Below are 17704 nucleotides of genomic sequence, written 5' to 3' on the forward strand. Positions count from 1 at the left end.
CTACTTGTCTCGTCCGTCGGTCTGCTGCTTCTTCGCACGCGCCTTGCCCATGGGCTGCTGACGCTGCGTCGGGGTCTTCTTCTCGGGTACCGGCGCCTCGGAGATCGAGATGACGTCGCCGTTCGGCGTCATGAGCTTGCCCTTCCGTGCGAGACGCTCCTCACGAGCCTTCGCAGCGTCGGAACCAGGGGTGGGCATGTTCCGGATGACGAGGAACTGCTGCACCATCGTCCATGCGTTGGACGTCAGCCAGTAGAACATGACGCCGAGCGGGAAGGCGAAGCCGGAGAAGAGGAACACAAACGGCAGGATGTACAGGAGGATGCGCTGCTGCTTGAACTGCGGGCTGGCCTTCGTCTCGGCCGACATGTTCTTCGACACGATCTGCAGCTGCGTGATGAACTGCGACGCGCACATGAGGATGACCATGACGGCGGCGATGATGACGACCGCCCAGTTGACCGGGTTGCCGGCGAGTGCCGCCTGCATGCTCGTGTGCAGCGGAGCGATCCCGAACAGGTTCGCGTCGCCGAACTGCACGGCGAGGGTCTCGTTCAGGGGACCGACGCCGGCCTTGCTCTTCTGGGCGTCGTTGAGCACGGAGAACAGGGCGAAGAAGATCGGCATCTGGACGAGCAGCGGCAGACATCCGCTGACGGGGGAGGTGCCGTGCTTCTTGTACAGCTCCATCGTCTCGCGGGACATCGCCTCACGGCTGGCCTGGTCGCGCTTGCCCTTGTACTTCTCCTGCACCTTCTTCATCTGCGGCGCGATCTCGAGCATCTTGCGCTGGCTCTTGATCTGCTTGATGAACAGCGGGATGAGGGCGGCACGGACGACGAGGACGAGCCCGACGATCGAGAGGACCCAGGTGAGACCGGCCGCGGGGTCGAGTCCGATGGCCGTCCACAGCAGGTGCCAGCCCACGAGGAGCAGCTCGACCGCCCACTTGAGCGGCCAGAGAATTGTGCCGATGATGTCCATAGGTGCGGGTCAGCCCTTTCCGTGGCTCGGTTGCACGACAAATCCGTGAGAAGTGACGCTGTACCGGAAGTTCTTCTTGGGTGGTACCTCGTCGAAACGAGGTGCTGCCCAGGGGTGGCATCTCGCGATGCGCGCCGCTGCCATCGCCGAACCGACGACGACACCGTGTTGCTGCACCGCTCCCAGAGCGTACGCGGAACAGCTGGGGTAATACCGGCAGACGTCGCCGTACAGCGGGGAGATCGCGGCGCGATACCCGCGAAGCGCCAGCACCGCAGCATTGCGGGGCGCGAGGCAGGTGGCAGCGAGGACGCCGTTCATCGGTGCGCGTCCGCAGCCTCGGCGATGACGCCGCGTTTGGCGAAGGCTCGATCGACCTCGGCATGGAGCGAGGCGAACGGAGCCGTCGCTGCAGACGGCAGCGCACGGATGACCACGTCAGCGCCGCGGGCAGCGTGAACGATGCTGTCGTGGCAGATGGCCTTCAAGCGGCGTCTGACGAGATTGCGGGTCACTGCGTTTCCGACCGTTTTCGCAACGATGAACCCGAAGCGCGGCTGTCCGCCCTTCGGGTTCATGCGTACGTACGTGACCGTGTGCTCGCCGACGAACCGGGACCCGCGACGAACTACCCCTCGGTAGTCGTCGCCGGACGTGATCCGGCTCGCACGCTCGAGCACGACGGCTCTACGCGGAGAGTTCGGTGCGGCCCTTGGCGCGACGAGCCGACAGGATGCCGCGGCCGGCACGCGTGCGCATGCGCAGACGGAAGCCGTGCTTCTTGGCGCGACGACGGTTGTTCGGCTGGAAGGTTCTCTTGCTCATAATTACGATCTCCGGATCATGACCCACCACTGCACAGGTGGCAGCAGGGTACGGAAGGGTGCCCGTGGGCAGAAGTCAACTGATTAAACCTACGGTCTACTCGCGCGAAGGTCAAACCAGCGGCGCCCAAACGAATGATTATCCACAGGATTCTCAGAAATTGTAGCAGTGACACGCAGGGCGGCCGTACAGTGATTTGGGACTGGGGCGACGTCTTGTTAGCGTAAGCCCTCGGGTTATGCACAGCGTGTGGATAGCACCGCGCTCAGCCCCGAATACTCAGGGGAGAGCCTGTGGATGAACCTGTGAGTATGTGTGGGGAGAACTATGTCGGACGCCGACGATGCGATCGCTGAGACCTGGCAATCGGTGCTCGAGATCCTCTCCGTCGACGACCGCATCACCCCGCCGCTCCGCGGGTTCCTCAACCTCATCGTCCCCAAGGGCATCATGGGCGGCACGTTCTACCTCGAGGTGCCCAACGAGTTCACGATGGGCATGCTCAACCAGCGCATGCGGGCACCGATCCTCGCCGCACTCGCATCCATCGTCGACGGTGGTCCCGTCGGCAACTACGCGATCGTCGTCAACCCCGACATCGTCGAGGAACGGTATGAGCAGACAGGCTTCCAGCACATCGACCCGGCACCGCTCGAGTCACCGCAGCCACAGCTGACCCCGACGCCCACGCTTCCGGCTCGGGAGAACGACACCCGACTCAACCCGAAGTACAGCTTCGACAACTTCGTCATCGGCCAGTCCAACCGGTTCGCGCACGCGGCCGCGGTCGCCGTGGCCGAAGCGCCGGCCAAGGCCTACAACCCGCTGTTCGTGTACGGCGACTCCGGGCTCGGCAAGACCCACCTCCTCCACGCCATCGGCCACTACGCGATGAACCTCTACGCGGGGATCCGCGTCCGGTACGTGTCGAGCGAGGAGTTCACGAACGACTTCATCAACTCGATCGCCAACAACCGCGGCTCGTTCTTCCAGTCGCGGTACCGCGACATCGACATCCTGCTGATCGACGACATCCAGTTCCTCCAAGGCAAGGCGGAGACGCAGGAGGCGTTCTTCCACACCTTCAACACCCTGCACGATCACAACAAGCAGGTGGTCATCACCAGCGACCTGCCGCCGAAGGCCCTCACCGGCTTCGAAGAGCGGATGCGTTCTCGCTTCGAGTGGGGACTCATCACCGACGTCCAGGCTCCCGACCTCGAGACGCGCATCGCGATCCTGCGCAAGAAGGCGCAGAACGAGAAGCTGCACATCCCGGACGAGGTCCTCGAGTTCATCGCCACCAAGGTGTCGAGCAACATCCGTGAGCTGGAGGGCACGCTCATCCGGGTCGTCGCGTTCGCGAGCCTGAACCGGACCGCTGTCGACATGACCTTGGCCCAGACGGTGCTCAAGGACGTCATCAGCCTCGACGACGACAACGTCATCTCGCCGATCGACATCATCAACACGACGGCCGACTACTTCAAGCTCTCTGTCGACGACCTGTACGGCTCGAGCCGGTCGCAGGCGGTGGCGACGGCGCGTCAGATCGCGATGTACCTCTGTCGCGAGCTCACCAACCTCTCGCTCCCGAAGATCGGTCAGCTGTTCGGCAACCGGGACCACACGACGGTCATGTACGCCAACCGGAAGATCACCGACCTCATGCAGGAGAAGCGCTCGATCTACAACCAGGTGACCGAGCTCACGAGCCGCATCAAGCAGAACCTCCGCTACGGCGCCTGACGCGTCCTGGTGAACGTTTCCGGCCCCTCGACGCACTCGGTGCGCTCGAGGGGCCGATTTCGTTCATCAGGCGACGACGAGCGCTCATTCGACGACATGATGCGCGACCGATCTCTCCACATTCCGCCGTCGCAGCCCTGTGGATAACCTGTGGAGAGATGTGGAAGCTCCGGGCGGGCTTGTGAGTGAACATCGTTCACCGAACTTCGCGTCCCACACCCTCGTGTCGTTCTCTCCACAGGCCACCACCAAGTTACACACATGTAGTTCCCTGTGTTCGAGCGGGTTCGGTGGACTTATCCACAGTTTCCACACCGGTTAAGACTGTTAACCGTTAATTCAATGATCTCTCCGCCAAACAACCTTTCCCCAGGCTCGCTTCTCCACAGCACCTCGTCCCACTCGACCCCGGAAGCAGACCCACTAGCATTGGTGACGTCATCGAGAGCCAGAGACAGGGGACTTGTCGTGCGATTCAGCGTCAACCGGGATGTATTCAGCGAAGCCGTCTCGTTCGCAGTGAAGCTGCTCCCGCAGCGCCCGACGCTGCCGATCCTGAACGGCATCCTCATCGAAGCCGGTGACGACGGACTCATCCTGTCCTCCTTCGACTACGAGGTCTCCAGCCAGACCGGCATCGCGGCCGAGGTCGAGGAGGCCGGCACGGCACTCGTCAACGGCCGGCTGCTCTCGGAGATCGCCAGCCGCCTTCCGAACGCGCCTGTCCGGTTCAGCAAGGTCGAGAACCGCATCGAGGTCACCTGTGGTTCTGCCCGGTTCACGCTCGGATCGATGCCCGTCGAGGAGTACCCGACGATCCCGCAGGTCGACGCCGACTTCGGCCTCGTGCCCGCCGATGAGTTCGCCACCGCAGTGAGCCAGGTCGCTGTCGCCGCAAGCCGCGACGACGTGACCCCGGTCATCACCGGCGTGCAGCTCGAGGTCTCCAAGACGAGCCTCAGCCTCGTCGCGACCGACCGCTACCGCGTCGCGGTCCGCGAGATCGACTGGGACTCGGGCCAGGGCGACGGTTCCAGCGAGACGATCACGGCCCTCGTGCCGGCCCGCACCCTCCAGGAGGTCGGCAAGACCTTCGGCCACAGCGGCAACATCAACGTCGCGATCACGAATCGCGACGACCGCGAGCTCATCGCGTTCCGGGCCGACCGCAAGACGGTCACCTCGCTGCTGATCAAGGGCAACTTCCCGCCGGTCAAGCGGCTCTTCCCCGAGACGACCGACAACTACGCGATCATCAACACCGCGGAACTCATCGAGGCGACCAGGCGTATGTCGCTCGTCCTCGAGCGCGAAGCGGCCCTCCGCTTCACCTTCACCATCGACGGCCTCACGCTCGAGGCCGTCGGATCCGAGCAGGCGCAGGCATCCGAGGGCATCGACGCCCTCCTCACCGGCGACGACATCGTGCTCTCCCTCAAGCCGCAGTTCCTGATCGACGGTCTGACCGCGGTCCGGAGCGAGTACGTGCGGTTCTCGTTCACGAAGACGGAGAACACGAACAAGCCGGGACCCATGCTCATCACGAGCCAATCCTCCAAGGATCAGCCGGGTGCCGACAGTTACAAGTACCTGCTGCAGCCGAACCTGCTGCTGCGCTGACACGCAAAGGATCCTCCATGCACATCGGTCTCGTCGGTCTCGGCAAGATGGGCAACAACATGCGCACGCGTCTGCGTGCGAACGGCATCGAGGTCACCGGTTTCGACCGGAACCCCGATGTCACCGACGTCGCGACGATCAGCGACCTCGTCGCTGCGCTCCCGGCACCTCGCACGGTCTGGGTCATGGTCCCCGCCGGGGCCATCACCGACTCGGTCGTCGAGGAGCTGAACGGCCTGCTCGAGGCCGGCGACCTGGTCATCGACGGCGGCAACAGCCGCTTCACGGACGACTTCAAGCACGCTGAACTGCTGTCGGCGAAGGGCATCGACTACATCGATGCCGGCGTCTCCGGCGGTGTCTGGGGTGTCGACAACGGCTACGGCCTCATGGTCGGCGGTTCCAAGGAGCAGGTGGAGCGGGTCATGCCCGTCTTCGACGCCCTGCGCCCCGAGGGCCCGCGCGATGAGGGCTTCGTCCACGTCGGAGAGGTCGGCGCCGGCCACTACGCGAAGATGGTGCACAACGGCATCGAGTACGCGCTCATGCAGGCGTACGCCGAGGGCTTCGAGCTCCTCGACAAGCGCGAGGACATCATCAAGGACGTCCCCGGCACGTTCAAGGCCTGGCAGCGCGGCACCGTCGTCCGGTCCTGGCTGCTCGAGCTCCTCGTCCGCGCCCTCGAGGAGGACCCGGACTTCGAGCAGATCGAGGGCTACGTCGAGGATTCGGGTGAGGGCCGCTGGACGATCGAGGAGGCCATCGCGAACGCGGTGCCCGTCCCGACCATCTCGGCATCGATCTTCGCCCGCTTCGTGTCGCGCCAGGAGGACTCGCCGGCCATGAAGGCGGTCGCCGCACTCCGCAACCAGTTCGGCGGACACGCGGTCAAGAAGGCCGACGACTGACGACACGACGTCTCCTGACGAACGAAATCGACCCTCCCGGAGCATTCCGCTTCGCTGGAGGGTCGATTTCGTTCACCCTGCGTCGTCGTGACGGCCGCGCTCGGACGTCCGACGGCGCCCCGACCCGTTCGGCGTCAGGGCGAGGCGGTAGGGTGACGTGGTGATCGTGCGGCACTTGAATCTCACCGACTACCGCAACTACGCGGTGGTCGACGTGGCGCTCGAACCCGGACCCAATCTGTTCGTGGGTCGCAACGGCCAGGGCAAGACCAACCTCGTCGAGGCGATCGGATACCTCAGCAGCCTCGGGTCCCATCGGGTCTCCTCCGAACAGGCGCTCATCCGACACGGTGCCGACGCGGCGATCATCAGGGCGCGCATCGTGCACGACGGTCGTGAGCTGCTCGCCGAGGTGCAGCTCAACCGGGGTTCGGCCAACCGCGCCCAGGTGAACCGGTCCCAGATCAAGCCGCGCGAACTGCCGCGGTACGTGTCCACCGTGCTGTTCGCCCCGGAGGACCTCCTGATCGTCCGCGGCGACCCGTCGGCGCGCCGGCGGTTCATCGACCAGCTCCTCGTGCAGCGGATCCCCCGGCTGGCCGGCGTGATGGCCGACTACGACCGCTCCCTGAAGCAGCGGAACTCGCTCCTCAAGTCGGCGAGGGCGCGCGGGCTGAAGTCCGGGCCCCTGGCGACGCTCGACCTCTGGGACGACCGGCTCGTGCAGTACGGCACGGAGATCATCGCCGAACGTCTGCAGCTCCTGGCCATGCTCGGTGGGCCACTGCGTGCCGCGTACGAGGCCGTGGCCGGCGACGATCACCGACCGGTCCTCCTGCCCGTGCTCAGTATCGCCGGCACCGACGCCGAGGACGAGTCGGCGGCCGCCGATCCCACGGAAGGCGTGGAGCCGGGCGCCCCTGTCGATCTTGCGCGTATCGCGGAACGGTTCCGTGCGGCGCTCGCGCAGCGCCGGTCGGCCGAGCTCGAGCGGGGTCTGACGCTCGTCGGGCCACACCGCGACGACGTGTTCTTCGGTCTCAACGGGCTGCCGGTCAAGGGGTACGCGAGCCACGGTGAATCGTGGTCGTTCGCGCTCGCCGCCAAACTCGCCTCAGCCGAGCTCCTCCGCGCCGACTCGTCCCTCGGTGATCCGGTGCTCATCCTCGACGACGTCTTCGCCGAGCTCGATGCACGTCGCCGGGAACGCCTCGCGGCCGCGGTCGCGGAGTACGACCAGGTCATCATCACCGCGGCCGTGTTCGACGACGTCCCCGAACGGTTCACCGCGCACGTCGTGCGGATCGAAGCCGGACGGATCGTGGACGGTCCGGACGGGGCGGCCGGCCCAGTGAACGAGGCGCTCACCACGGAGTCGACGCATGACTGAACCGCGTCGACTCGGACGGGACGCCGACCCGGCGGGGGAACTGTCCGCCACGGTGTACCTCCGGTTCAAGGAGATCTTCGGCGGCGAACGGGTCTCCCGTGATCGCAAGCGCCGGGAACGCTCGGCCGAGGGGCCGCAGGACTCGGTGCCGTACGGTGTCGGACGCGACCCCAAGGGCCTAGGGACGGTCATCGATTCACTGACCGCCGGACTCGGGTGGAACTCGCCACTCGCCCAACACGAGGTCCTCGGGAACTGGGCGGAGTTGTGCGGCGAGGACACCGCCAGGTACTCCGAACCGGTGTCGATCGCGGACGGCGTCCTGCTCGTCCAATGCCAGTCGACGGCCTGGGCGACACAGTTGCGACACATGCGCCACGAGATCCTCGTCCGCATCGCCGAACGCTATCCCGACGCCGGTGTCGACACGATCCGTTTCCAGGGCCCCGGAGCACCCTCCTGGAAAAGAGGCCCCAGGTCGATTCCAGGGCGTGGTCCACGCGATACTTACGGCTAGGGAGGCAAATACGGCCTCCGGGCATGGAAAAGTGCCTCAAACGGGCGTTTTCTCGCGGCTTCGCGGGGTCTGTTTGGTAGGATGGAACGGTCGAATCTCGACGGTTTGGAGCCCTCTTTTCCTATGACATCAGAACCCAACACGCACGCCCAAGACTCTGATTACGGCGCAAGTGCCATCCAGGTTCTCGAAGGTCTCGAAGCCGTCCGGAAGCGGCCCGGTATGTACATCGGGTCCACCGGTCCACGTGGTCTGCACCACCTGGTCTACGAGATCGTCGACAACTCCGTGGACGAGGCCCTCGCCGGCTACTGCGACACGATCCTCGTGACCATCCTGGAGGACGGCGGCGTCCGCGTCATCGACAACGGTCGAGGCATCCCGGTCGACATCCACCCGGTGGAGAAGAAGTCGACCGTCGAGGTCGTCCTGACCATCCTGCACGCCGGCGGCAAGTTCGGCGGCGGCGGGTACGCGGTCTCCGGCGGGCTCCACGGCGTCGGTTCGTCCGTCGTCAACGCACTGTCCACGCGCCTCTCCGTCGAGGTCCGTCGTCAGGGTTCGGTCTGGCGCCAGAGCTTCCAGCACGGTGTCCCCGACGCCCCGCTCCACGAGGACGAGCCGTCCTCCGAGACGGGCACCACGATCGCCTTCTGGCCGAGCGCCGAGACGTTCGAGACGACGGAGTTCGACTACGAGACGCTCCGGACCCGCTTCCAGCAGATGGCCTTCCTCAACAAGGGCCTCCGCATCGAGCTCGCCGACGAGCGTCCGTTGCGCGACGCCATCGAGGCCGACGACGTCGACGACAACTCGGCGGCACACTCGCAGCGCAAGGACGTCTTCTTCTACGAGCGCGGTCTCGAGGACTACGTCGAGTACCTGAACAAGGCCAAGCGGGCCGAGCTCGTCCACGACGAGATCATCTCCTTCGAGTCGGAGAACACCGAGCGCAAGATCGCGCTCGAGGTCGCGATGCAGTGGACGACGGCGTACAACGAGAGCGTCCACACCTACGCGAACACGATCAACACGCACGAGGGCGGCACCCACGAAGAAGGGTTCCGCGCGGCGCTCACCACGCTCGTGAACCGTTACGCACGTGAGAAGGGCATCCTCAAGGAGAAGGACGACAACCTCTCCGGCGACGACGTCCGTGAGGGCCTCACGGCCGTCATCTCCGTCAAGCTCTCCGAGCCGCAGTTCGAGGGACAGACGAAGACCAAGCTCGGCAACACCGAGGCGAAGGCGTTCGTGCAGAAGGTCGTCAGCGAGCAGCTCAACGACTGGTTCGACCGCAACCCGAACCAGGCCAAGGAGATCATCCGGAAGGCGCTGCAGGCCGCGACCGCTCGACTCGCCGCCCGCAAGGCCCGCGAGACGGCCCGTCGCAAGGGCCTCCTCGAGGGTGGCGGCATGCCCGGCAAGCTCAAGGACTGCCAGTCGAAGGACCCGTCGCTTTCCGAGATCTTCATCGTCGAGGGTGACTCCGCAGGCGGCTCCGCCGTGCAGGGTCGCAACCCGGAGACCCAGGCGATCCTCCCGCTCCGTGGCAAGATCCTCAACGTCGAGAAGGCACGCCTCGACCGCGCCCTCGCGAACAACGAGGTCCAGGCCATGATCACGGCCTTCGGTGCCGGCATCGGTGAGGACTTCAACCCCGACAAGGTGCGGTATCACAAGATCGTGCTCATGGCCGACGCCGACGTCGACGGCCAGCACATCACGACGCTGCTGCTGACCCTCCTGTTCCGCTACATGCGCCCGCTCGTCGACCTCGGATACGTGTACCTCGCGCAGCCGCCGCTCTACCGCCTGAAGTGGTCGAACGCCGACCACCAGTACGTGTACAGCGACCGCGAACGCGACGCCCTCCTCACCGACGGTGTCGCCTCGGGCAAGCGCATCCCGAAGGAGAACGGGATCCAGCGCTACAAGGGTCTCGGCGAGATGAACTACAAGGAGCTGTGGGAGACCACGATGGACCCGCAGACGCGGACGCTCCTCCAGGTCACCCTCGACGACGCCGCGGCTGCCGATGAGATCTTCTCCACGCTCATGGGCGAGGACGTGGAGTCCCGCCGGACCTTCATCCAGAAGAACGCGAAAGACGTCCGCTTCCTCGACATCTGAGTGGCACGAACCACCCTCATCCACCGGTCACTGAGCTTGTCGAAGTGATCCACCTCGCACCAGACAGGCCCTTCGACAAGCTCAGGGACCAGGAGAAGTAAGAGAACATGGCAGACGAAACCAACGACGAGATCACGGTCCCGGACGAGGACCACGGCGTGCACGGACGGATCGATCAGGTCGACCTGCAGCTCGAGATGCAGCGCAGCTACCTCGACTACGCGATGAGTGTCATCGTCGGCCGCGCCCTGCCCGACGTCCGCGACGGCCTCAAGCCCGTCCACCGCCGCGTGATCTACGCGATGTACGACGGCGGCTACCGCCCCGACCGCTCGTTCTCCAAGTGCGCGCGCGTCGTCGGCGACGTCATGGGTCAGTTCCACCCGCACGGTGACACCGCCATCTACGACGCGCTCGTGCGCCTCGTCCAGCCGTGGAGCATGCGGTACCCGTTGGCGCTCGGCCAGGGCAACTTCGGCTCACCGGGCAACGACGGCGCGGCAGCCCCTCGATACACCGAGACGAAGATGGCCCCGCTCGCCATGGAGATGGTGCGCGACATCGACGAGGAGACCGTCGACTTCCAGCCCAACTACGACGGCGAGTCCCAGGAGCCGGTCGTCCTGCCGGCGCGCTTCCCGAACCTCCTCGTCAACGGTTCCGTCGGCATCGCGGTCGGCATGGCGACGAACATCCCGCCGCACAACCTCCGCGAGGTCGCCGACGGTGCCCTCTGGCACCTGGCGAACCCCGAGGCCAGCCGGGAAGAGCTCCTCGAGGCGCTCATGCAGCGCATCAAGGGGCCGGACTTCCCGACCGGCGCGCAGATCCTCGGTGTCAAGGGCATCCAGGACGCCTACCGTACGGGTCGCGGTTCCATCACGATGCGGGCCGTCGTGAACGTCGAGGAGATCCAGGGTCGGACCTGCCTCGTCGTCACCGAGCTCCCGTACCAGGTGAACCCCGACAACCTCGCGCTGAAGATCGCCGACCTCGTCAAGGAGGGTCGTCTCGGCGGCGTCGCCGACATCCGCGACGAGACCTCCGGTCGCACCGGCCAGCGGCTCGTCATCGTGCTGAAGCGCGATGCGGTCGCGAAGGTCGTCCTCAACAACCTCTACAAGCACACGCAGCTGCAGGACAACTTCGGCGCGAACATGCTCGCGATCGTCGACGGCATCCCGCGGACGCTGCCGCTCGACGGGTTCATCACCAACTGGGTGACGCACCAGGTCGAGGTCATCGTCCGCCGCACCGTGTTCCGACTCCGCAAGAAGGAGGAGCGCGCACACATCCTCCGCGGCTACCTGAAGGCGCTCGACGCCCTCGACGAGGTCATCGCGCTCATCCGCCGTTCACCGTCCGCCGATGAGGCACGCACGGGCCTCATGGACCTCCTCGAGATCGATGAGCTCCAGGCCAGCGCGATCCTCGACATGCAGCTGCGTCGTCTCGCCGCCCTCGAGCGTCAGAAGATCATCGACGAGGCAGCCGAGATCGAAGCGCAGATCGCCGACCTCAAGGACATCCTCGCGAAGCCGGTCCGCCAGCGCGAGATCGTCAGCGAGGAACTGACCGCGATCGTCGACAAGTACGGCGACGACCGCCGCACCGAGATCATGTTCGGTTTCGACGGCGACATGAACATGGAAGACCTGATCCCCGAAGAGGAGATGGTCATCACCGTCACCCGCGGCGGGTACATCAAGCGCACGCGGAGCGACAACTACCGTCAGCAGCACCGCGGTGGCAAGGGCGTCAAGGGTGCCCAGCTGCGCGCGGACGACGTGGTCGACCACTTCTTCGTGACGACGACGCACCACTGGCTCCTCTTCTTCACCACGAAGGGCCGCGTGTACCGCGCGAAGGCCTACGAGCTGCAGGAGGCCGGCCGCGACGCCAAGGGCCAGCACGTCGCCAACCTGCTCGCCATGCAGCCGGATGAGGAGATCGCCGAGATCCTCGACATCCGCGACTACGAGGCCGCGACGTACCTGGTCCTCGCGACACACGACGGCCTCGTCAAGAAGACGGCGCTCTCGGAGTACGACACCAACCGTTCGGGCGGCATCATCGCGATCAACCTGCGCGAGGGCGACGAGCTCACCTCCGCGTTGCTCGTGGAGAACGACAGCGACGTCCTGCTGGTGTCGCGCAAGGGCATGTCGATCCGCTTCACGGCGAGCGACGAGACCCTGCGGCCGATGGGACGCGCGACGAGCGGCGTCATCGGCATGCACTTCCGCGACGACGACAAGCTTCTCTCGGCGTCGGTGCTGCCGTCCGTCGAGGGTGAGGAACGCGAGGCGTTCGTCTTCGTCGTGACCGAGGGCGGCTACGCGAAGCGCACCAACATCGACCAGTACCGCGGCCAGAATCGCGGCGGTCTGGGCATCAAGGTGGCCAAGCTGAACGACGATCGAGGCACCCTCGCGGGCGCCCTGATCGTCGACGAGAGCGACGAGGTCCTTGTGGTTCTTGCCAGTGGCAAGGTGGTAAGGTCTGCCGTGGCCGAAGTTCCAGCGAAGGGGCGCGACACGATGGGCGTCGTCTTCGCGCGTTTCGCGGAGAGCGACCGAATCATCGCGCTGGCCAAGAACAGTGACCGAAACCTTGAGACCCAGGATGTTCCGGAGACGGTTGCAGACGCAGCCGCCACGGAGGGTGCAGAACCCGAGGCATCCGTGCCGGACGAGACTCCGGCGATGAAGGAAGAAGTAGATGAGCAGTAGCGTCGCAGAGAAGTTGGCCAAGAAGTCGACCAAACGCACCAGCACCAAGCAGGTGCGCCTGAAGCTGGTGTACATCGACTTCTGGTCGGCGGTGAAGCTGTCGTTCCTGGCGGCGATCGCGGTCGCCGTGGTCATCGTGGTGTTCTTCTTCCTCGTCTACACCGTGCTGAACACCACCGGTGTCTTCACGAAGGTCGGTGGCCTGTTCACCGACATCGCGGGCCCGGGGAACAACATCCTGCAGTACGTCAACCTGCCGCAGGTCATGGCCTTCGCGGGCATCGTGGCGCTGCTCAACCTCATCGTCATCACGCTGATGGGAGCCCTCCTCGCGGGGCTCTACAACCTCAGCGTGAAGATCACGGGTGGCCTGCTCGTCGGGTTCACCAACAACTGACGCTCGGTCGGGTCGGCGCCGCGCCGTGCGGCGCCGCCCGATTATGAGTTGCGGCGGGAATCGGGTAGTCTCAACAAGGTTCAAAACGGGGCTATAGCTCAGGCGGTTAGAGCGCTTCGCTGATAACGAAGAGGTCCCAGGTTCAAGTCCTGGTAGCCCCACCCTGCACGACCAGTAACACACCGATTGGATCGGATCCCCGGATCTGTTCCATCCGGGGCCTTAGCTCAGTTGGTAGAGCGCCTGCTTTGCAAGCAGGATGTCGGGAGTTCGATTCTCCCAGGCTCCACAGTCCAGAAACGCCCTCGGCAGACGCCGGGGGCGTTCTCCGTTGTCGCGGGGCCCGGCGGTTAGGCTGGCGGCATGGATATCCGCGTCGCTGCATATGCCGTCATCGTCGACGAACGGGGCATGCTGCTCTCCCATTGGAACGAGAGCGGACACAGCGGATGGACGCTCCCCGGCGGCGGGATCGACCCCGGTGAGGACCCGGCCGACGCGGCGGTCCGCGAAGTGTTCGAGGAGACCGGCTACCACGCCGAGCTCGACGAGCTGATCGGCGTCGACTCGCAGGTCGTGCCGGTCGAGCGCCGGCTCAGCACGGCTGCCTCCGGGCCGCTCCACACGCTGCGCATCGTGTACCGGGCGCACCTCGTCGGCGGCACGCTGACCTACGAGGCCGACGGCAGCACCGATTATGCCGCGTGGTACCCGCTCGAGGAGGTCGGCTCACTCGACCGTGTCAGCCTGGTCGACGTCGGACGACGCTTCGCCGGCCTCATCTGAGCACAGCCGTCACAACACGAAGCCCCTCCCCGGTCGGAACCGGCGAGGGGCTGCGTCGTGCGATGCGAGATCAGGAAGCGGCAGGCTCCTCGTCGGAGACCCACAGCTCGTCGTCTGCGCGGAACGTCTGCCAGACGGCGTAGGCGACACCGGCAGCGGCGAGGACGCCGAGGCCGATCGCGATGACGGTACCGGCGCTCGCGCCCTTCTTGGCGGGCAGCACCTGCTCGGGGACGTGAAGGCGGCGGAGGGCTGCCTGCACGCGGGTGTCCTTGGCGATGTCGCCGATGCTCAGCACCGTGCCGACGACGCCACCGACTGCGGGGACGACGCCATCCGAGATGCCCTTCTTCACGCCATCGACGGCGTTGCGGGAGACCTTGATCCCCCGGTCGACCGTCGGGACGACGCGGTGCTCATAGGTGTCGCGGACGACGGGGACCACCTGCTCCTTCGAGAAGTTCCCGAGCTGACGGCTCACCTCACGAGCGACTTCGTTGGCGTGGTTCAGGACATCCTGCTGGGAGTCCCAGAGGTCGGCAGCGGAACCCTTGAGCTTCTTGAGCTCTTTCCGGCGCTTGCGTGACAGGCTCATGTGGTCATCTCCAATGATCGCGGCAACAACGTAACCTCCATCTTGCCACTTAGACCCCTGGATACCATCCGAGAGTCCCGAACCCTTGTGCAAGAATTGGGAGTATGTCAAAGCACACCGCAGTCGCCACGTTGCACACCAACCACGGTGAGATCAAGGTCAACCTCTTCGGGGACCACGCTCCCAAGACGGTCAAGAACTTCACCGACCTGGCGACCGGCGGGCGCGAGTGGACGGACTCGAAGACGGGCCAGACCCGGAACGACGCGCTGTACAGCGACCTCATCTTCCACCGCATCATCCCCGCGTTCATGATCCAGGGCGGCGACCCGCTCGGAACCGGCACCGGTGGTCCGGGTTACAACTTCGACGACGAGATCCACCCGGAGCTCAACTTCGACGAGCCCTACATCCTCGCCATGGCGAACGCCGGCAAGCGTCGCAATGCCATCACGGGCGCCGTCGAGGGCACGAACGGTTCGCAGTTCTTCATCACGACCGTTCCCACCCAGTGGCTCCAGGGCAAGCACACCATCTTCGGTGAGGTCGCCGACGCCGAGTCCCGCGCGGTCGTCGACGCCATCCAGGCCGTCCCGACCGGTGCCGGCGACAAGCCGATCGAGCCCGTCGTCCTCGAGAGCGTCACCATCTCCGAGGCTTAGCCCCCGCTCGGAGGACAGACCGTGACCCTGCCCCGGGATCCGTCGGCCAACTTCTGCTATCGCCACCCCGACCGACAGAGCTTCGTGCTCTGCCAGCGTTGCGGTCGGACGATCTGTGGAGAATGCCAGACGCCCGGGGCAGTCGGTTTCATCTGTCCGGAGGACATGAAGGCGCAACGACAGAGCGCCCCTCGCAACCGTCTCGGCGCGAGGATCAGCAACTCCTCCCCCATCGTCACGTACGCGATCATCGCCGTGACGGCGTTCGTGTTCCTGCTGCAGTGGATCCCCGGGCTCGGTGTCACGAACGCGCTCCTCTATGCCGGCGTGTACTCCGATCCGTCGTACGGAGCCTTCCAGCCCTGGCGGATGTTGACCGCCGTGTTCGTGCACTCGCAGGGCTTCATCTTCCACATCCTGCTGAACATGTACACGCTCTGGATCTTCGGCCGGATCCTCGAGACGATGCTCGGGCACTGGCGGTTCCTCGCCCTCTACCTGGTCGCCGGGTTCGCCGGTTCGGTCGGTGTCCTGTTCCTCGCCGACCCGACGACAGCCGTGGTCGGCGCCTCGGGCGCGATCTTCGGTCTGCTCGGCGCGTTCCTCGTCATCCAACGACGCATGGGTGCCGACACCCGCGGGCTGCTGGTGCTCCTGGGCATCAACCTGGTCATCGGTTTCATCCCCGGCGTGAACATCGCCTGGCAGGCCCACCTGGGCGGGCTCGTCGGCGGCGCCCTCGTCGGCCTCATCCTCGTCAACACCCGCAAGCGCACGCAGCAGCCGCTCCAGGCAGTCCTGATCGGCGCCTTGAGCGTCGTCCTCCTGGGCGCCAGCCTCCTTCCCGCCCTCCTCTGAGCGGGACCGCACTTCGACAGGCTCAGTGACCGGGTTCGGCTCCGTAACCGGTTTCGATTCAGTGACCGGTTTCGGCTGGGTGATCGGTTTTGGCTGGGTGACCGGGTGTGGGCCGGTGATTCGCCATGGCACGGTGACCGTGTGTCGACGATCGCCGCGCTCGGCGGCGAGCCGCAACCATGCAGGAGACGTTGAAGGTTGCCTGAGTTATCCACAGAGTTATGAACACTGGGGATAATTACACCGGTGTGGTTCCCCGTGTTTCCGGGACTCCCTGCGGTTCTCCACACCGGCATGTGGATAACTCGGAAGTTCTCCACATTGCTGTGGAGAACTCGATGCGCCGGATCCCGCGCACAACGAAACAGCGGGCCGTCCGAGAGGACGACCCGCTGTGCACGCGTGAAGTGAGGGAGGCTAGCGCCACCTGGTGGTCATAAGGAAGCCGATGAAGGCGATGCCGAAGCCGACGAGGATGTTCCACGGGCCGAGCGACTGGATCGGGAGCAGCGTGCCGCTCAAGTAGTAGACGACGATCCAGGCGAGGCCGAGCAGCATGAAGCCGAACATGACCGGCTTGAACCAGACCGCGTTCGGTGCGGGTTCGCCGCTCGTCTGCTCGGGTTCGCGGGACGGTTTGCTTCGTGACTTCGTGCGTGCCATGCCGACATTCTACCTGTTCACCCCAATCGGTGCCTTGGGGATCAGCCGATCCCGAGTTCTTCTCGGTAGAATCCATGCGTGACCGACGACCTACCTTCGCGAGCGAGCGCACGCGCCGCTGAGCGCAGAGCGCCGTCGAAGCACCGCATCAGCGTCTTCGGGGTGGCCGGCGAGCTGCTCATCACCGCGGGCATGGTGGTCCTGCTGTTCCTCGCGTGGCAGCTCTGGTGGAACGACATGATCATGGCCGGCAGTCAGGCCAACGCCGCATCGAGCCAGTCGCAGGAGTGGATCAAGAACGCCGAGACCGCTCCCGCGCCCGAACCGACCGTGGATGCAACCGGCGCGCCGAACTACGGTGAGCCGCCCGTGACCGCCCGCCCCGCGCCGGGCGACCCGTTCGCAGTGCTCTACGTGCCGCGGTACGGCGCCGACTACCGCCGCGTCGTCGCCGAGGGTGTCGACACCGCGACCGTCCTCAACAGCTTCGACCTCGGCGTCGGTCACTACCCGAGCACCCAGATGCCCGGAGAGGTCGGCAACTTCGTCGTCGCCGGTCACCGCAAGGCCTACGGCGGTGCGATGACCCTGATCAGCGACCTGCAGATCGGCGACAAGGTCTACGTCCAGACGGCCGACGGCTACTACACCTACGTGTTCCGGAACATCACCTACGTGTTGCCCACCCAGGTGGACGTCCTCAATCCCGTCCCACAGGTGGACGGCGTCGCACCCACGCAGCGCATCCTCACCCTGACCACCTGCAACCCGCTCTACTCGACGGCGGAACGCAGTATCGCTTACGCGGTGTACGAGTCCTGGCAGCCGCTGTCCGCCGGACCGCCCGCCGAGATCGCCGCGTCCGTCGCGGCCGCTGGAGGCTGA

The 17704-nt window shown here is 65.5% G+C and carries 18 protein-coding genes and 2 tRNA genes; 14 read left to right on the forward strand and 6 right to left on the reverse strand.

Features of this window, described 5'->3' with window-relative positions; genetic code table 11:
- From yidC to rpmH, 4 genes are read right to left on the reverse strand one after another with little or no spacing between them, the layout of a single operon-like run.
- Window positions 1–984, reverse strand: a complete 984-nt coding sequence (gene yidC, locus HOW07_RS08020; protein ID WP_064294040.1) for a membrane protein insertase YidC — start codon at window positions 982–984, stop codon at window positions 1–3.
- A gap of 9 nt (window positions 985–993) precedes the next feature.
- Window positions 994–1305 (reverse strand): membrane protein insertion efficiency factor YidD, encoded by a 312-nt coding sequence (gene yidD / locus HOW07_RS08025; RefSeq protein WP_079003764.1) that lies wholly within the window; start codon window positions 1303–1305, stop codon window positions 994–996.
- Window positions 1302–1733 carry a ribonuclease P protein component gene (gene rnpA, locus HOW07_RS08030; protein WP_371743614.1) on the reverse strand — a complete coding sequence of 144 codons (432 nt, stop codon included), beginning with the start codon at window positions 1731–1733 and terminating at the stop codon, window positions 1302–1304. The genes yidD and rnpA overlap by 4 nt, the downstream gene beginning before the upstream one ends.
- Window positions 1672–1809, reverse strand: a complete 138-nt coding sequence (gene rpmH, locus HOW07_RS08035; protein WP_056010217.1) for a 50S ribosomal protein L34 — start codon at window positions 1807–1809, stop codon at window positions 1672–1674. The genes rnpA and rpmH overlap by 62 nt, the downstream gene beginning before the upstream one ends.
- Window positions 1810–2136: 327 nt before the next feature.
- Between rpmH and dnaA the strand changes: the two genes are divergently transcribed.
- The 11 genes from dnaA to HOW07_RS08090 all read left to right on the forward strand — a co-directional run bounded on the left by dnaA (window position 2137) and on the right by HOW07_RS08090 (window position 14041).
- Window positions 2137–3558 carry a chromosomal replication initiator protein DnaA gene (dnaA, locus tag HOW07_RS08040; protein WP_064294038.1) on the forward strand — a complete coding sequence of 474 codons (1422 nt, stop codon included), beginning with the start codon at window positions 2137–2139 and terminating at the stop codon, window positions 3556–3558.
- A gap of 468 nt (window positions 3559–4026) precedes the next feature.
- Window positions 4027–5178: a DNA polymerase III subunit beta gene (gene dnaN / locus HOW07_RS08045; RefSeq protein WP_064294037.1), complete on the forward strand. Its 1152-nt coding sequence runs from the start codon at window positions 4027–4029 to the stop codon at window positions 5176–5178.
- Between the two features lie 17 nt (window positions 5179–5195).
- Window positions 5196–6086: a phosphogluconate dehydrogenase (NAD(+)-dependent, decarboxylating) gene (gene gnd / locus HOW07_RS08050; protein WP_056010210.1), complete on the forward strand. Its 891-nt coding sequence runs from the start codon at window positions 5196–5198 to the stop codon at window positions 6084–6086.
- Window positions 6087–6246: 160 nt separating this feature from the next.
- Window positions 6247–7476: a DNA replication/repair protein RecF gene (gene recF, locus HOW07_RS08055; RefSeq protein ID WP_175116608.1), complete on the forward strand. Its 1230-nt coding sequence runs from the start codon at window positions 6247–6249 to the stop codon at window positions 7474–7476.
- Window positions 7469–7993, forward strand: coding sequence for a DUF721 domain-containing protein (locus HOW07_RS08060; RefSeq protein ID WP_064294035.1), 525 nt, complete (start codon window positions 7469–7471; stop codon window positions 7991–7993). The genes recF and HOW07_RS08060 overlap by 8 nt, the downstream gene beginning before the upstream one ends.
- A 123-nt stretch (window positions 7994–8116) precedes the next feature.
- A complete protein-coding gene (gyrB, locus tag HOW07_RS08065; protein WP_121292818.1) occupies window positions 8117–10126 on the forward strand; it encodes a DNA topoisomerase (ATP-hydrolyzing) subunit B in 2010 nt (669 codons plus the stop codon).
- Window positions 10127–10233: 107 nt separating this feature from the next.
- The gene (gene gyrA / locus HOW07_RS08070; RefSeq protein ID WP_071261999.1) at window positions 10234–12858 is read left to right on the forward strand and encodes a DNA gyrase subunit A; all 2625 of its coding nucleotides are present in this window, start codon (window positions 10234–10236) and stop codon (window positions 12856–12858) included.
- Window positions 12848–13255: a DUF3566 domain-containing protein gene (locus tag HOW07_RS08075; RefSeq protein WP_056010202.1), complete on the forward strand. Its 408-nt coding sequence runs from the start codon at window positions 12848–12850 to the stop codon at window positions 13253–13255. Before gyrA ends, HOW07_RS08075 begins: the two co-directional genes overlap by 11 nt.
- Before the next feature lie 87 nt (window positions 13256–13342).
- Window positions 13343–13416: transfer RNA gene (locus HOW07_RS08080), tRNA-Ile, on the forward strand.
- Between the two features lie 55 nt (window positions 13417–13471).
- Window positions 13472–13544 (forward strand) — tRNA-Ala (locus HOW07_RS08085).
- Between the two features lie 74 nt (window positions 13545–13618).
- Entirely contained in the window at window positions 13619–14041 is a 423-nt protein-coding gene (locus HOW07_RS08090) for an NUDIX hydrolase (RefSeq protein ID WP_079000360.1), read from the forward strand.
- 70 nt (window positions 14042–14111) lie between these two features.
- Here HOW07_RS08090 and HOW07_RS08095 read toward each other — a convergent pair whose 3' ends face one another.
- A complete protein-coding gene (locus HOW07_RS08095) occupies window positions 14112–14636 on the reverse strand; it encodes a hypothetical protein (RefSeq protein ID WP_064294029.1) in 525 nt (174 codons plus the stop codon).
- Between the two features lie 104 nt (window positions 14637–14740).
- Between HOW07_RS08095 and HOW07_RS08100 the strand changes: the two genes are divergently transcribed.
- Window positions 14741–15298, forward strand: a complete 558-nt coding sequence (locus HOW07_RS08100) for a peptidylprolyl isomerase (RefSeq protein WP_064294028.1) — start codon at window positions 14741–14743, stop codon at window positions 15296–15298.
- A gap of 165 nt (window positions 15299–15463) precedes the next feature.
- Complete coding sequence (locus tag HOW07_RS08105; protein ID WP_240555610.1) at window positions 15464–16156, forward strand: rhomboid family intramembrane serine protease; 693 nt, start codon at window positions 15464–15466, stop codon at window positions 16154–16156.
- A gap of 417 nt (window positions 16157–16573) precedes the next feature.
- Here HOW07_RS08105 and HOW07_RS08110 read toward each other — a convergent pair whose 3' ends face one another.
- Window positions 16574–16819 carry a cell division protein CrgA gene (locus HOW07_RS08110; protein ID WP_064294026.1) on the reverse strand — a complete coding sequence of 82 codons (246 nt, stop codon included), beginning with the start codon at window positions 16817–16819 and terminating at the stop codon, window positions 16574–16576.
- Window positions 16820–16897: 78 nt separating this feature from the next.
- Here HOW07_RS08110 and HOW07_RS08115 point away from each other — a divergent pair, with 78 nt between their 5' ends.
- Window positions 16898–17704 carry a class E sortase gene (locus tag HOW07_RS08115; RefSeq protein ID WP_139382341.1) on the forward strand — a complete coding sequence of 269 codons (807 nt, stop codon included), beginning with the start codon at window positions 16898–16900 and terminating at the stop codon, window positions 17702–17704.

Source organism: Plantibacter sp. MCCC 1A11337, assembly GCF_013349365.1.
Classification (GTDB): Bacteria; Actinomycetota; Actinomycetes; order Actinomycetales; family Microbacteriaceae; genus Plantibacter; species Plantibacter flavus_A.